At 41.1% G+C, this 16,250-nt stretch carries 14 protein-coding genes and 1 pseudogene; 1 reads left to right on the top strand and 14 read right to left on the bottom strand.

Going from position 1 to position 16,250, the window contains the following annotated elements:
- A partial coding sequence (locus B152_RS0110515; protein ID WP_020592380.1) for an integrase core domain-containing protein occupies nt 1–189 on the top strand: 189 nt, incomplete at its 5' end.
- 38 nt (nt 190–227) lie between these two features.
- On the opposite strand, the gene B152_RS0110510 is transcribed toward B152_RS0110515, so the two are convergent.
- From B152_RS0110510 to B152_RS0110445, 14 genes and pseudogenes are all read right to left on the bottom strand, one after another.
- The gene (locus B152_RS0110510; RefSeq protein ID WP_157231036.1) at nt 228–977 is read right to left on the bottom strand and encodes an HAD-IA family hydrolase; all 750 of its coding nucleotides are present in this window, start codon (nt 975–977) and stop codon (nt 228–230) included.
- On the bottom strand, nt 970–2,544 hold the full coding sequence (locus B152_RS0110505; RefSeq protein WP_157231035.1) for a hypothetical protein: 1,575 nt from the start codon (nt 2,542–2,544) through the stop codon (nt 970–972). The genes B152_RS0110510 and B152_RS0110505 overlap by 8 nt, the downstream gene beginning before the upstream one ends.
- Nucleotides 2,545–2,577: 33 nt before the next feature.
- The gene (locus B152_RS0110500; RefSeq protein ID WP_020592377.1) at nt 2,578–4,422 is read right to left on the bottom strand and encodes a glycosyltransferase family 2 protein; all 1,845 of its coding nucleotides are present in this window, start codon (nt 4,420–4,422) and stop codon (nt 2,578–2,580) included.
- 151 nt (nt 4,423–4,573) lie between these two features.
- Nucleotides 4,574–5,518, bottom strand: a complete 945-nt coding sequence (locus tag B152_RS0110495) for a class I SAM-dependent methyltransferase (protein ID WP_020592376.1) — start codon at nt 5,516–5,518, stop codon at nt 4,574–4,576.
- Nucleotides 5,519–5,622: 104 nt separating this feature from the next.
- Nucleotides 5,623–6,654, bottom strand: coding sequence for a GDP-mannose 4,6-dehydratase (gene gmd / locus B152_RS0110490; RefSeq protein ID WP_020592375.1), 1,032 nt, complete (start codon nt 6,652–6,654; stop codon nt 5,623–5,625).
- A gap of 17 nt (nt 6,655–6,671) precedes the next feature.
- Nucleotides 6,672–7,637 (bottom strand): GDP-L-fucose synthase family protein, encoded by a 966-nt coding sequence (locus tag B152_RS0110485; RefSeq protein WP_020592374.1) that lies wholly within the window; start codon nt 7,635–7,637, stop codon nt 6,672–6,674.
- Between the two features lie 2 nt (nt 7,638–7,639).
- Nucleotides 7,640–9,073 (bottom strand): mannose-1-phosphate guanylyltransferase/mannose-6-phosphate isomerase, encoded by a 1,434-nt coding sequence (locus B152_RS0110480; RefSeq protein WP_157231034.1) that lies wholly within the window; start codon nt 9,071–9,073, stop codon nt 7,640–7,642.
- Between the two features lie 123 nt (nt 9,074–9,196).
- Nucleotides 9,197–9,598, bottom strand: a pseudogene (locus tag B152_RS23300) (IS1595 family transposase); the annotation flags it as partial.
- A gap of 80 nt (nt 9,599–9,678) precedes the next feature.
- Nucleotides 9,679–10,773, bottom strand: a complete 1,095-nt coding sequence (locus B152_RS0110470; protein WP_020592371.1) for a DegT/DnrJ/EryC1/StrS family aminotransferase — start codon at nt 10,771–10,773, stop codon at nt 9,679–9,681.
- 28 nt (nt 10,774–10,801) lie between these two features.
- Entirely contained in the window at nt 10,802–12,337 is a 1,536-nt protein-coding gene (locus tag B152_RS0110465; protein WP_020592370.1) for a PfkB family carbohydrate kinase, read from the bottom strand.
- A 245-nt stretch (nt 12,338–12,582) separates the two neighbouring features.
- Nucleotides 12,583–13,128, bottom strand: coding sequence for an HAD-IIIA family hydrolase (locus tag B152_RS23295; protein ID WP_020592369.1), 546 nt, complete (start codon nt 13,126–13,128; stop codon nt 12,583–12,585).
- Nucleotides 13,128–14,006 carry an SDR family NAD(P)-dependent oxidoreductase gene (locus B152_RS0110455; protein WP_020592368.1) on the bottom strand — a complete coding sequence of 293 codons (879 nt, stop codon included), beginning with the start codon at nt 14,004–14,006 and terminating at the stop codon, nt 13,128–13,130. The genes B152_RS23295 and B152_RS0110455 overlap by 1 nt, the downstream gene beginning before the upstream one ends.
- 6 nt (nt 14,007–14,012) lie before the next feature.
- Nucleotides 14,013–15,281 (bottom strand): nucleotide sugar dehydrogenase, encoded by a 1,269-nt coding sequence (locus tag B152_RS0110450; protein WP_026261457.1) that lies wholly within the window; start codon nt 15,279–15,281, stop codon nt 14,013–14,015.
- Nucleotides 15,281–16,231 carry a Gfo/Idh/MocA family protein gene (locus tag B152_RS0110445; RefSeq protein WP_026261456.1) on the bottom strand — a complete coding sequence of 317 codons (951 nt, stop codon included), beginning with the start codon at nt 16,229–16,231 and terminating at the stop codon, nt 15,281–15,283. The genes B152_RS0110450 and B152_RS0110445 overlap by 1 nt, the downstream gene beginning before the upstream one ends.
- Nucleotides 16,232–16,250 lie beyond the last annotated feature (19 nt).

The following is a 16,250-nucleotide window of genomic DNA, read 5'->3' as shown; positions in this document are numbered from 1 at the left end:
CAACAAAATGCTTATATCGAGCGCTATAACCGCACGGTTCGTGGTGAATGGCTTGGCCAGTATATCTTTGAAACAATCGAGGAGGCACAGGATCTGGCCACACAATGGCTATGGACTTACAACAACGAACGCCCCAACATGGGCATTGGCGGTATCACGCCTGCAATGAAACTGAAAATGGCTGCGTAAATTCTACTGAATGAGCCCATTAAAAATGGGAGGATTACCTAACCCTTTCTCCTTAAACTATTGGCGTAGTTTTTTTTCCTAATGCTCTGTAACAACCTCCACAATAAGGATCTGGGTAAATAATATGTTTGGATCCCCATAGCCTTGGGAATAAAAATATCAGAAACAAAATTATCACCAATATGGATCATTTGCCTTGGTTCAATCTGAAACTTTTCCAACAACAATCGATATAGTGTTCCCTGCCGTTTCGTTTTTTGTAAATCGCTACTAACATAAATTTCTGTATCCCCCCCCTCATCAAAGAGCTTTTCAAGAAGGAAGCCTAAACTGGAGGTATTTAGATACATGTCACTTGAAAAAATTACCGTTTTTCCTTTGTTTTCATAGTGTTTTAATAAGTCCCACAGATCCTTGCGAGGAGTTAGCCCTGTCAACTCCTGAGCGAGCTCTATTGCGAGAAAGTTACGCCACCAATCATTTTGTAGTTGTTTCAAAAGAGGAAGTTCTGTTTGCATCTGCAGACAGATATCTTGGTAAGTTACTTCTACGTTCCCATCCGTATTTTTAATTCGATCATAAAGAACTTTCCCCGCTCTTAAACGAGACTGATAAAGTTCTTCAACCGAAAAAAAATCCTCAAGTAAGAAAAACGCATGTTGCTTTTGTACAAAGTCTCTAAACCTTTGTAACTCTGGCCGGGTTGTACGTAAAAGTAATGTGTCAAAGACATCAACAGAGATCACTTTGATATCTGCCTGCCTCAAAACACGATTGAGCTTACTCAACCACATTATCTAGAACCTGCCTAGCTTGAGGCCAGAATAACTCACCACGCGAAGTTTTTACATAATCAAGATTTTCTTTATTAAACTCGATCAATTTCCTACCTTTTTTATCTCCCATATTCTCGTCATAAGACCAACGCCCGAGTTTTTCAGCCTCTTGAAGATTTGGCTGCCGGATAAGGCGAGACAGGATATTTTGAGACTGTAGTTTAAGTTCATCGAGGTCAGTCTTTAGTGCCCCCCCCCCCTTAAAGTCGTCAATATAGTTAAAAATCCCTTTTTGAATTTCCAAAATTTCATCATACTGCTGGAATGGAAGAGGAGACAGATCACATATCGGTTCACCTGAGACAGTATAATCAATGGTTGTTCCTAGATTTGCACTTGCACATAGCTCCAAAATTTCAGGTGTGCGGAAATATAAATGAGAAAATTTTGCCGGAGCACCATTCTGGGCCAAAAAACCTAGGACTTCACATCTTTGCTGAGCCCAGACCGCTCCAACACTTGATAAAAGAAACCGTCCCCGGCACATTAAGTTCATATTTCTGTATATGAATATTTTTTGTAAGTTCGAAAGTATATTACCCGCATATCCCATATCAAGTAGATACAGGTCTCCTTCATGCCCAGAAAGCACATTTTCGATGTGTCTAAGAAGTCTTTCTTGAAGCTGAAAAGCAGAGTACACAATTTGATCTTTGATATTTTTTTCGTTTAGCCAAGAAAGTATTTTCGGCAGTATTTCAATCGACAACAATGTTTCCGGGGAGAAAGGAAGTTGCTCCTGGCGAACGGAAACATTCAACTGATCTAATGCCGCCTTCAGTGAAAGAGGTTCAATTCTGCTTCTTACAAGAAAATTTATGAGTGCATCTTCTTCATTAGCATCACCTAAACTAGCTTTAAGAGAGAGGGATCTGTTTATATAAAGGAGGCCCCCTATCTCTCCACCCAAACGAGCAACAACTTCAGATAAAAATTGCCCTTCGCGCATAATACCAAAGAAAGGAGTTTGTACGTTCTGTTCAATAACCCAATGCCCATAGCTATAAAAGACCGGGCCGAGAACAGTATATCCAAAAGAACGAAAAAATGTATCGTGTTGAGGTCCATAGTCAGTCCATAACTTCGCAGTCGGCTGAAAAAACAAATCTCTTTGGACTTTTGCAGCAAATCCCGATTTTTTGGGTAAGATATGAAACAAGTAATTCTTTTTTTCTAAGCTTGTAGGAAGATGACAGGAACACTCATCATCAAGCATCTCGGAATCAAGCCTTAGCGATAAGCACTGTCCTTCACCACCTTCCAATACCTCATGCCAGAATCGTGTTTCTCTATCCTGAATTTGTTCACTTGAAACAGTGATAATACTCGACTGTAACAAATCAAATGACTGAAGATACCCTTTAGCGTTCAAGTGACAGTAGAGCCGTGTTTCTGCAAAACTTTCAGGCGTCTGTCCGACAGCTAGGAAATTCTTATCTGCAAGATCTTGAGCAAAAATAATATAAAGTGCCCGGAATACTTCTTTTTTAGAATGCGCTTTCCCCTGAGTGATCAACAAAGAGATCTTCTGCTTCTTCCTCCTCATCTTTTTTTATTCATCATTTTTCATAATGGCGAAACGGTGTATTCCAACTGAGTTGTTAAACAAAAAAGAGATTGTTGTTTCACCCAAATGATTAATGGCACCAGGCAGTAATGGGCATTCGATTATATTTTTCTCTTTCTCAAATTTATTAATAAAATCGTATCTTCTTTCACTAATCACAAAAATTAAATCTCCGGGACCGGTACATTCAAAAATAAGGCTATTAAAACGACCAGGATCTTTAAAATAAAAACTTAGTTTTGAGTTTTTTTGTGCAAACCATTGATCATCTTCAAAGCGTCCTCCTTCTAGAAAAAACTTTGTGTTTTCTTTCGTAATCGTTACCCATTCACCAGTAGTAATTTGTTGGCTGTGAGTGTCTAAAGCCTTAGATATATCTCGATGTCGATCATAAAATCCTTTACGTAAGCAGAGGAGAAGCGGCCAAAGACGATCATCAGAAAGATTGAGATACGCGCTCATACTATGGAGATGGGAACTAAAAATAGGATCCTTCAATCCGGTTCTTGACTGGCTGTGTTTACGATAAAGAAAAAGAACTTCAGGAACTACTTCAAGCTGGTATGCCTCAAGAACTGCCCGGGTAAAGAACTCCATATCTTCCAGAATGAAAGTTCGGTCTTCTTTGTATCCACCTAAGGCATCGAACATTTTTTTTCGATACAGGGCGTTTGTATCTCCAAAACAGTTAATCAGTACACCAAGTTCAGCATAGCCCCCCAAAGGGAGCCAATCGAGTGATACGACTGGGTAAAAAGTATCCGGCGAGATGACTTTAATAGAAGTACCCGCACAAAGCTCAGAATCAGGGTGCCATCCTGGAATACAGGTAAATATATCTGCATCGCTTTTTTGAGCTGCTTGAGCAAAAACCTCTATCTCATTAGCCAAAGCCCAGTTATCATCATCCATAAACAACAGATATTCTCCTGTTGCCATACTTGCCGCAAAATTTCTCGCTTTAGCTGGTCCGAAGTTGTCTTGGTAATAAAACGTCCACCCCCTTTTTCTATACTTTTCTTCGAGGGCTTTCAGTTTGACAAGATTGGGTAGAGAGCTGCCATCATCAATGATAATAACTTCAAAAACCTGCCTGCTCTGATACTCAATGCTTTTTAACGCCTCACTCAAATAATCTGGACGATTAAAAGTCACAATACAAACAGAGATGTCGGGTACTTTCTCAATCGGCTCTCTGTATTCTTTGAGTTCTTTGAAAATATTTTTCTCAATATCAGCAATTTTATTGGAAGCAATATCGTCGTTTTCAGCAATTAGTGCTAGCTGGGACATCCCCCAACCTGCAAGCTCAAACCAATTAACAAAATCAGAGTTTTCGTTATCAAGAACCAAGTCAAATTTACTAAAAGCATCCTTTTCAAGAGCATTGAGTTCTAAATCTGTCCTACCAGACGGGAACGCGGCAGCTTTTTCTAATTGATATGCCCTCGCGACAGGACGATATAACCAAATAGAAACCCCCCCCAAGATATCTGCCTGACTTCGCGATAACAGACTATAGTGACCGAGAGCAGGGCTCCCATCAAAGATGACAAGATCCGGCTGTAAATCACAGATTTCTTTAAACAGACAAAAACTCTTTAAAGGCATAAAAGGCGGCGAGATACCATATTTCTCTTTAACTGAGGGCAAAAGTGAGATGCTGTCACCCAATTCTTGCCCATCACATTCCTCAACAAAAAGTGCCGACCACTCGCCAAGTTTTTTGCTTTTTCTTAACCCCAGATATAAGGCAAGGGAGGTTTGTGTGAGACGCTCTGAAACTATTAATACTTTTTTATTTGAAAAAAAATCTACAAACGTATCCATGCCGAGTCTGCATACATTCGTTTTTTCAGGTATTAATGAATGCCACGCACGACTGAACAAAACCCCGGCCTTTCCTATTACTACAAGCGATAGAAATTATCGTTTAAAATACCAAACGAGCTGCAAGTATTCAAAAAACTGTTTTTCCCCACTAGCCAATTTTTTCCATGTAAAAAGAGCCCGGCTCTCTCTCTCGTGTTAAAAAAGGGCACACTTTTAAAAGCTCGTCGAAATGATCATGATGTATCAAGTTCAAAGCCCCAATAATTTTCCACTCAGAATTATTCGTCAGAAAAGCTTCAAGTAAATACTGCTCATTCCAAAACCGAACATCCTCAACCAGCCAATCTGCCAGGTAATTTCTGGGTGAAAAAATATCATGAACATGAACAATAACACCTTTTTTCAAACAAGGAAGTAACGTCAAATACTCGAAGAGAATATCACCTTCTGGCCTGATGATATGACTAGAATCAATAAAAAGAATATCTCCTGCGTCTAGTTCCGAGAAAAAAGAAATCTCAAGGTCTTCAACTTTTTCTCGTACAACGGTCACTCCTATTTTTTCTAACCAAGGCCTTTCATAGGGCTCAATACAAACATGCTGGCAATCATATTCGGGATTTGTTCGTCTATTTTCCCTGATTGCCTTTTGTGCCAATAAAGTTGAACTCCCACTTCCGATTTCAAACAACCTTCCTGGTTTTTTAAATCGTAAGAATTGGTACCAGTATTCAGCATCTCCAGTTTCAAATGCCCCATTATTAAAATGAAACTCTATTTTATCAGAACGGGTCTGAGGAATGTCTGTAATCTCATCTGCAAAGGTCAGATGTTTGAGTAGACCAAGCTGATCTTGCAGGTTCCAGAAAATCCCTTCTAGAGGTCTTTTTTCTGAAAATGGTCTTTTGCAATTCCGCATATCGAATTGCGGTTCATAATAATGATCATCTATTGGGAAAACCCCAATCCTCATGAGCGCGTTTTTACACAGTGGAAGCTTTCGCACGCCATATCGTCTAATTTTTTTTAATAGAAATGCTGAGAAATATACCGGGAATAATAGGAGAATATCGAGAACAGTACATTTCTTCATCTAATACAAACACCTAGATAAGCCACAACAGCTCTGATAATTTCTGCATTTGGCTAGTTGAACTTGGAGAAATTAGCGGACAAAATATTTCAGTCATGATCACACTAAGAATTTACAGCAAGGTCACTCGCAACCATCTCTTTAACAAGCTGTGTAAAGGAAGTGGTATGTTTCCAACCTAAAACTTCACGAGCTTTTGCAGCATCTCCCATCAGAAAACCAACCTCTGTAGGCCGGAAATAACGAGGGTCTATACGGATCAAAACCTCCCCCGTCGCAGCATTAATCCCGAGTTCATCGATCCCCTTTCCTTGCCATTCAATAATATGGCCAGTTTCTGCAAACGCTAGTTCCACAAACTCACGGACGGAATGGCTTTCTCCTGTAGCAAGAATATAATCGTCAGGAGTATGATGCTGTAAAATTCGCCACATCCCTTCGACATAGTCCCGCGCATGTCCCCAATCTCGCTGCGAATCAATATTTCCAAGATAAAGACATTCCTGCCGCCCCTGTTCAATGGCAGCAACCGCCATAGTGATTTTTCGTGTAACAAAAGTCTCTCCCCTAATGGGGCTTTCATGGTTAAAAAGAATACCGTTAGCAGCAAACATCCCATATGCCTCTCTGTAGTTTACACTGATCCAGTAAGCATAAAGTTTAGCTGCGGCATATGGTGATCTAGGATAAAAAGGAGTGTTTTCTGTTTGAGGATTTTCCTGAGTTTTACCAAATAATTCGGATGTTGAGGCTTGATAGAATCTCGTCGTATCAAGATTTAATATACGTATGGCTTCCAGAATACGCAGAGGTCCCAGAGCATCTGAATTTGCAGTATACTCCGGAGTTTCAAAGCTAACCTGAACATGACTCTGCGCAGCAAGATTATAGATTTCATCCGGTTGGGTTTCCTGGATCAGACGAATTAAATTTGTGGCATCGGTCATATCTCCATAATGAAGGTAAAGGTTTTTGTCTATAGAATGAGGATCTTGATACATATGGTCGATACGACCGGTATTAAACGATGATGAACGGCGTTTTACACCATGAACTTCATACCCCTTACCAAGTAATAACTCAGTAAGATAAGCTCCGTCTTGTCCAGTAATTCCTGTAATCAGCGCTCTCTTCATTATTCTTTGACCTTTATTCACTTTCTAAGATGGTCAATATTTTCCAAAAACCATTGATAATATTTTCTTAATCCATCTTTTATAGGGATTTTTGCAGTCCAGCCAAGGTTATTAATTTTACTAACGTCGAGTATTTTCCGTGGCGAGCCATCAGGCATTTCGTGGTTAAATTCAACTGCACAGTGGTATCCAACGACATCCTGTAAAACAGAAACAAAGTCAGCAATCGCGAGATCTGAACCAGTTCCAACATTAATTGGCCCTTTTTCTGAATAGTGTTTCATTAAGAAAACACACGCATCAGCCATATCATCTACATGAAGGAACTCTCTTCTAGGCGTTCCTGTTCCCCAGACAATAACAGACTTATTTTTTGCCATCTTTGCCTCATGAATACGACGCAACAGAGCTGCCGGTACATGACTGTATTCAGGATGGAAATTATCGCCGGGCCCATATAAGTTTGTTGGCATTACCGAAATAAAATTCTTTTGATATTGCTCCTGATAAGCTTGGCACAATTTTATTCCTGCAATTTTGGCAATCGCATAGCATTGGTTGGTTGTTTCCAAAGGGCCCGTTAACAGGTGCTCTTCAGAGATTGGAACAAGAATATCCCGTGGATAGATACAAGAAGACCCTAGAAACAGTAATTTGCCCACTCCTGCCTGATATGCTCCATTGATAATATTTGCCTCAATCATCAAATTATCATACAAAAATTCTGCTGGAAGGCTTCGATTTGCTTGAATCCCTCCCACTTTTGCAGCGGCGAGTATAACAGCATCAGGTTTATGCTCATTAAACCAACATTCAACGAGATCTTGTCTTCTTAAGTCGAGTTTCCCGCGATCGACAGTAAGTATTGTACAATCTTCCTCAGCCAAACGGCGCATAAGCGCAGAGCCAACCATCCCCTTGTGGCCAGCAACCCATACTCGTTTTCCTTTTAAGTCGTATAGCAAACTTGCTGCATCAGTCATGATCAAACAATTCCAGGAACATCTTTCCGACCATAAACATCGTCAAGCCGGATTATATCCTCCTCACTCAATAAAACACCCGTTTGAACTTCAATCAGCACAAGCTGACCAGAACCAATATTTTCCAAACGATGTATAGTGCCTATTGGTAGGTACGTAGATTCATTTGAATCGAGATCATAGGTTTTTTCTCCACTTGTTACACGCGCGGTTCCACAAACGACAACCCAATGCTCAGCACGATAATTATGATATTGTAAGGAGAGGCGTGCTCCAGGTTTCACTTCTATACGTTTTACGAGGTATCCTTCCCCCACATCCAGAGAGCGATAACAACCCCAAGGACGATGGACTGTCCGGGCAATCAAATGCTGTTCCAACCCACTGTTTTCAAGCTGTTCAACAAGCTTTTTTACATCCTCAGCTCTTTTTTGAGAAGTGACAAGAACACTCCCATCTTTGACGACTACCAATAGATCTTCTATGCCGACAGTGGCCACAACACCATTATCGCCATTCCATACCAAAGAGTTATGCGTATCAATCATAGAGGCTTCACCGAAGGCAGTGTTTCCCTGGTTATCTTGCTTGGAGACATCGTGTAATGCACTCCACGACCCAATATCACTCCACCCCATTTCCACTTCAAGGACAGCAGATTTTATATGCTTTTCCATAACTGATACGTCAAATGCCTCCGAAGGCATTTTAGAAAACCAAACTGGATCTAATCGATAAAAGTCCAAATCTTTAATACCGTTATCAACTGCCATAACTGCATAGGAAAAATTGTCTGGATCTAGTGTTCTAAAGACCTGAAGCAACGTCTTTGCCGCAAAAAAAAACAAACCAGAATTCCAGCAAAAGCGGCCTGATTTAATGTATTCAGTTGCAGTTTTTATATCCGGCTTCTCATGAAATTGAACAATAGACATAACCTCACTGCCTGGCTCAACTGGACATCCTCGCTCAATATAGCCATATCCGGTATTGGGCCTTGCTGCCTTAATCCCAAAGGTAACAAGCCATCCGTCTTCGGCAATCGGTTTTGTCAATACTAACGCATCGTGGAGCGCCTGAATATTCTTTATCATATGATCAGAAGGCATTATCAGAACAAGTGCCTCAGGATTGTCCTGATAAATTGAATAGGTTGCAGCCACGATTGCAGCTGTTGTATTTCGTGCAACAGGCTCAAGCAGAATCTGTCTCGGCACGATTTTCGCCGTTGTAAAGCTCTCCCCAACCAAGAATCGATGGTCTACGTTACATATAATCGTCGGAGCTTCATACAGAGGATTATTTACGCGTTCTGCCGTTTCAATAATCATCGGTTTTTCAGAAACTATTGCCAAAAACTGCTTCGGGTGGCTAATTCTCGAAGCAGGCCAGAGGCGACTTCCCGATCCGCCTGAGAGAATGACTGGATAAATCAACAATTTGCCCTTTAAATATTTACATAAGCAATATGATTAAAAACATGGTTACACATGAAAAAAAAACAAATCTATAACAGGGCGATCATTCGTGATAAAAAAATTTGGGGCTGTCCTAGATAACTAGTTTAAATACCGTCTAACCCATTGCCTTAATTGCAGTAATTGAGTTGTCGGGTCACTGTGATTAAAACGCCACTCACATTCCTTCAAAAGTACCCCAAAGTGCTCCTTGGGAACACCGTTAAATTTGCGCATATGTCGCTTCGCCTGATTCCAGAAATTCTCAATGCCGTTGATATGATTCCTCTTGTCTGCAAACAGCTTAGAATGATTAATACGGAAGTGTTTGAAGTCGGAAACATCGAGCACATTATAGCCTCGCCAATAGTCTGAATACACAATGCTATCAGGCACCACTTTACGCTCAATGATCGGCAGTAAGGTCGCGGAAGAAGCATCTGGAATGATTTTTGTGTAGACTCTTCCTCCTCGTTTTAACAAGCCAAACACTGGATTTTTACCCCAGCCCCAAAAATTTAAGCAGAAGAAAGGTTAATCAGTTCGATGAAAATTGCTCAAGAGATTATATAGCTATCGAGAAACTACCCTTGGAAGAATTTTTGTATCTCCTGAACAATACTCTTTATTTGTTTATTAGTTAGAGATTCTGATATTGGAAGGGATATGATTTTTTTTACAAGCTCACTAGAAACAGGAATATCAACACTTTTCTGGGCAGAGCATACAGAATGGTCATTTGTCAGTGTCGGGTAATGAATTCCACATCCAATGCCCTTAGCCATCAAATAGCTAAACAGAGCATCCCGCTGATCCGTTTTAATGACATAAGTGTGATAAACAGACGTAACATTGTCTTGAGTTTCCGGACAAGACACGTAATCATTAAGATGATCCTTATAGTATTGTGCGATAAACTGCCGACGTGCATTCCACTTTTCCAGATACGGTAATTTCACACGTAAGAAACCCGCTTGGAGCTCATCTAATCGGCTGTTCACACTCCAAAATTCACAATCCCCATGAATCAAACCATGATTCCTCGCTTGTCGAAAATAACTAGCCAACTTGTCATCATCCGTCGACAAAGCTCCCCCATCTCCTAGAGCAGAAAGAGTTTTATTTGGATGGAACGAGAAACAGCCGACATCACCAATACCTCCAACCTTCACACCATCAATTGCTGCACCAACAGCTTGTGCGGCATCCTCAATCAAAAATAGACCGTGCTGCAAAGAAAGCTGTTTCAGTTCAGCCATCGCTGCAGGACGCCCGGTTAAATGCACAGCAATAATCGCTTTGGTTTTGCTCGTAATCTTACGGGAGACTGATTCCGGATCAATATTTAAGTCATCACGAACATCAGCAAAAATAGGTGAGGCACCTGACAGGGCAATACAAGAAGCTGAAGCCAAGAACGAGTTCGCAACAGTAATCACTTCATCACCAGCACCAATTCCTAGCCCCTTAAGAGCAAGGATAAGCGCATCTGTGCCACTGGCCACAGTCACCACATGCTTGACACCAATATAGTCCGCGAACTCAGTTTCAAAGGCAGAGACTTCAGAACCAAGAACTATCTGACTCGACTTACATACTCGATCAAGTACCTTTTGATACTCACCCAGTAGTGAAGTGTTCGTTGCCACTATATTAGAAAAGGGTATATTTTTTGTCATCTTGCAGTTTCTCAAAGTACACTAATAATCACATAGAAAAGATCTTTTCCAACCGCAGACGAATATCTTCAGGCAAGATAGGTTCATTCCCATCAACTGCGCACTCAAGCGCTGCCGCAATGGAACCAAGTACGGCAGCGATTACTGGAGACTGATTACTACATAAAGAAAGACTAGCATAAGCTAAGAGGGCATCACCAGCTCCCACAGGATCAATAACATCACTTGCAAAACTATCAATGACAAATGAAGAACGAACATCGTTCTCGTTATCCGAGCGACACACCATAACACCTCGCTCGCCCATCTTCATAATTACGACGTCGCTTTTGGAGGCTTGCCTCAGTTTCGCCACTAGCGGACGCACTCCTGTATCCTGATCGGCAAGAGAGAAACGAGCCTCACGTTCATTTGGACATACCAAATTAAATTGTTTGAAATCTGTAATATTTCCCCATCGGCTAGCAACCTGACTATCTGCCGCTTTAAATGTAGTATCAGGAATTGCAGAAACCAGTTCAGAAATAGTCGTTTTATTGAAAATTCCGTGCCGGAAATCCGAAAATATAACCAAGTCATAGTCTCTATTCTTGATTATATCGATAAAGGTCTCAAGCGTACGATTAGATATCGGACGATTATCCACAACATCAATTTTCAAAAGCCGATAATCTGCCGCAACAATCACATTCTTTTCTGTTGTCGGGCGTCCTGTTTCATAGACCGGGTGAATAGTGACACCATAACGGGCAAGGTCTTCCTTTACAAAATGCCCAAGAATATCTTCGCCCAAAACAGTGAGTAATTCGACATTAGCTCCTGCTGCTTTAATATGCTTACTGACTATACCTGCACCACCGACAAAACTATCAACAGATTCACGACGAACAGAGATCGTTGGCGTCTTACTCATCCCCCCAATCATAGTACTATGAGTCAGGGTATCGACTATAGTATCCCCGACCACGAGCACTTTTTTATCCGAAAAATCGTTTAAGGCTAAGAACAATTCTTCTGAACAAATGCCTTCACCATCCAATACTGCCAATAATTTTTCTACTGATAAGTTTGGAGGAAATTTTTCAATGAGAGTTGAGGAAGAATATACAACATCACCAGGCGTAAAAAGAATTTCTCCACCATATTCATTAAGAACATTTAGCTCTTCTACAGTCTTTGGGTGTAACTGCCCATTATCATACTCGAAACCCTTGGCAAAAACATCAGGCATTACTTCTCGCAGATTTGCAAGTGGGGTCGCATTGTCATCAATAATTACATAATCAACAAATTCTAGAGCTGCCAAGTTTAATGCCCTGAGCTCCTGGGGAACATAGGGACGATACGCTGCTTTATTTATGTGTTGATCTGACGTTAGGCTAGCTACGAGAATATTCGCCTTATCTTTCGCATAAAGCAAATGACGAAGATGGCCTGGGTGAACCAAGTCGAATACACCATGGCACATTACTACTTTCTTTTCGCGGGGAAATGTACCTATCGCTTCAAGCAGCTCTGAAACTGTTTTAACTTTGTATCCGTATGCATCCGATAGCTTACTCATGGTTTTACTTAAATCCAATTCCTTGATGAAAGAACCTGATCTTTTCGAGCAAAGATTCTCACTTACATTTCAATTAAAATATATATCGTACAATTTTACTTATGCTTATCGGCTTGATTTTTGTCTAGGAAACCTATCGTTTTTCTAAAGAATTCCCCCATACTTTACAAAAAAGAAAGGGTGCTATTACCCAGCCTTTCTTTTTTCTTAAAGATATAATCTGGAAATAATATTTTCAAAAAAAATCAGCCCAAATCCAAAAGCTTTTCACAGGAAAAACGTATGGCATCTAAGGGGTGAGTTACCGTTAAATCCATCCCGCTCGGATACTTCTCAACATACCCATGATCAATAAAAATTGAAAAACAACCTGCAGCAATACCAGCCTCAATATCACGCCATCGATCACCGATCAAAATACTCGACTCAAGGTCAATATCCCATTTTTGTGCTGCAGTAAGAATTAAGCCTGGTAAAGGCTTACGGCAAAAGCAACCATGCTCTTCAATATGTGGGCAAGTCAGTATCTCATCAATAGGAAAGGTATCGAGCAATTTTTCATGCATTATTGATAAAATTTCTGGTGTCTGCTTTCCTGTTGACAGATCAGGTTGATTGGTAACGACAATTATTTTTATTCCCTGATCGGAGAGTTGAAACAAGTCCCACTTAAGTTCTTCATACAACTTAAAGTCACAGAGAAAACGTGGCGCAAAGGGCTTTCCTTCTCTAATTAGTGAGTAATTAAGAACACCATCACGATCAAGAAACAGCCCTTTGATCTTGCCCATTACAATTCCAACACATTATCAATCCCGACGATCATCTTTCGTAGGACTTTATCATCTTGCTCCAGGTTAACTGGGTTGATCCGTTTCATCGTATAGAGTGGCGAAGCATTAATCATCTCAACAAGGTCAGGAAATTCAGGGCTCTGCCAAGGATCAAAGTTAGCACTAAGTGTTTTCCCAGTCAGCCCACGTGTATACGGAGACAGTAACCAGGAAACCAGTTTAACCGGCAACTCAATAGGCACTGCGCCTTCTTCAAGCTTACGCAAGGTATGCTCATAAAATTGCTCGCCCGCCATCTCAACACCTGCATTCAATGTTGCTTGATGGATCTCGGTAGCGACAAATCCTGGTGCAACGGCATTAATAGTAATGCCGTGACCGAACTCTACCGCAAGGGTCTCCGTAAGACGAACAATTGCTGATTTTGAAACAGCATACGCCGAGTATCGAGGTAAAGGATCAAATGCGCCTCCCCCGGCAAAATTGACTATTGATGGCGCCTTTGTCTTCTTTAATAGATCAATACTATTTCGTATTATCAGTAAAGGCCCCAAGGTATTAACTTTAAACGTTTCAAGCCATTCCTCCACAGGAACATCAAGTGTAGGGCCTATGGGGCCATAGATACCAGCGGCATTAATCACAGCGTCTAAAAATTTCGTTTGTGTTGAGATTACAGAAAAAGCATCCTTGACGGATGTTTCATCAGACACGTTACAAACGACAGGAATGTATGATTTATGAATCGATTTTTCGGCCCAACGAGATAGACCGAATACCAACCATCCATCTTCGAGTAAGTAATCACGGACCCCTGCTCCAATACCTTTGCTAGCCCCGGTCACAACAGCTACTTTTTGTTTTCTCGTTGACATAGCCAGTTAAATTCCACGTCCCAGCGCCAAAACTTTATATCCAGCCTTTTCCCAAGCTTGTCGGTCCAAACATGAAAAAGGATCGAGAACCAAGTTGCCTTTCATTACAGAGGCAACTTCTTTAGGGCACAAATTGGAAAAGTGTTTCCACGGTGTGATGACAATTAGAGCATCTGCTCCTTCACAGGCCGACAAGGCGGTCGGACTTACTCTATGGTTTGAATTTTGAGGCGTAAAAGACTGTACTACTGGGTCAAAAATAGCGACATGAGTTAAGCTAAGGTATTTTAACAATATGAGAGAGGCTGCATTTTTCAAAGAATCGGTCTCGGATTTATACGCCAGTCCCCACAAAGCTACTCTACAATCCTTTAACGAATCACCGAACTCCCTTTCTAATACCCTCTCCGGCCACGTTTTACGCCATAAACTATTCCGACGGAAAGCAGCAACAATTCCGACATCGTCATGAGCGTTTACGAGTAAATTATCAATAGTTTCAAGATCACGTTCAAGGTTTCCACCTGCAATCCCGAGCCCAGGAGTAAGGTAGGCAAAAGGACCTATACGGCGATCCATATGCAGAACTTTTTGGATATCCGACCAATCCGCAGTATGGGCTTCACAGATCTCTGCGAGGGTATTTGCGGCTGAAATAGATGCAACCAGCATCAAATTTATGGAAATCTTAGCAATCTCAGCACTTTCAAATGACATATGAAACAAAGGACATGAAAATTTATCAAGTAAATCTTGATAAAGCCGAGGAACTTTATCCTCCCCTCCATCAGAGCCGATTATGATCCTTTCAGGTGCTTTTGCTCTTTGCATCGCCTCACCAAAAACCAATGTCTCTACTTGGTAATAGGTATTCGACTGACGCGTTTTAGCCCATTGTCGAGTAAACCCAGGCGGTACCTGGCTCATAATCACCACTACACTCGCTGGAGCACGCCTTTCGATCAGATCAAGATATCTAGAGACAGAACTCAGATCACTTTCTCCTGAATCCGAAGTGGGCACATCCAAGCAACAAAAAATCAGTTGGCATTCTGACAATAATGCATCATCCGTACTGAATATAATTTGGTCGCCAACATTTAAAAGAACCGCCTCCAACCCGGGCTCACTTATATTCGCCTCCCCCTTCTTTAACTTGTCAACAAGAGAGGAATTTTCTGAAATTGCAACGACATTCATACCCTTGGCCGCAAACGTTGCCGCCATCACAATTCCCATATGAGACAGTCCTGCAACAGCAATCTGTCCTTCCACTAAATCTCTCCACCAATTTGACAGAAAAGCTCAGGAGCTAGCTTCTGCATAACAGTATTAATCCAAATATCTCGCTCCCAATCATATCCTCCCAAATCAGAACAAAGATCTTTGAAAAAAGAATATTCATGCTCCCAGGTGACATCGTCCGCAACTATTGTCGTGATCTTTTCGTCAGGGCGACCGCTTGGGTATTTTCGCATCCTTACAGTAAGAGTACTTCTTCCCCACTTACATAAGGAATCAATTAGTAAACTTCCTTTTTCGCATACAATCTCTATCGAGAACATATTCCGCCAGGAGAGTAAACTAGCCTCGAGAACGATCCTTGGGCAGTTTGAAGAACCTTGAGTACCAAAGAGGCAATAGTCAGGAGCTTTGTTTTCATTACTCTTAACGATCCACGGCATAAATGTGGCGGATTTGGTTTTTGGTCCAAGTAAAAACAATGTCAAATCTAGTAAGTGACACCCCAAATCTCCGAGGACACCAAGCCCGCTATCTCTCCAAGGCGATGACCGAACATCTTGTGCTGTGCCATTCCCATAGAACATTTTAACACTATAAATCGCCCCAAAACTCCCACGTTCCAAGAGGTCTTTAGCAGTCTGTATATGGGGCTCAAAGCGATGATTATATGCAACATAAAGAGCTTTATTGTTCGCCCGAGCATATTTAAACAACTCAAGAAGTTCAGTGTGATTACTGGAATACAATGGTTTTTCGACCATTACATGTTTACCAGAATCCAGTAGTGATTTAATCAAACTCAGCTTTTCGTATTCTGGTGTACAGATCAGTCCGGCTTCAAAAGACAAGTCTGAAATAGCGGAAAATTTATTATAATCGGCCTCGACAGCTATTGGATCAATCATTGCGCAAACATCATCACCAGCAACACGTGATCTTTTTTTTCCTTGATTTCCCAACCCGCAAATAATCACACGCATCGTATTTAAATCATATCCA

The organism is Kiloniella laminariae DSM 19542 (assembly GCF_000374005.1).
Taxonomy (GTDB): Bacteria; Pseudomonadota; Alphaproteobacteria; order Kiloniellales; family Kiloniellaceae; genus Kiloniella; species Kiloniella laminariae.
This window is presented reverse-complemented; position numbering and strand designations above follow the sequence as displayed.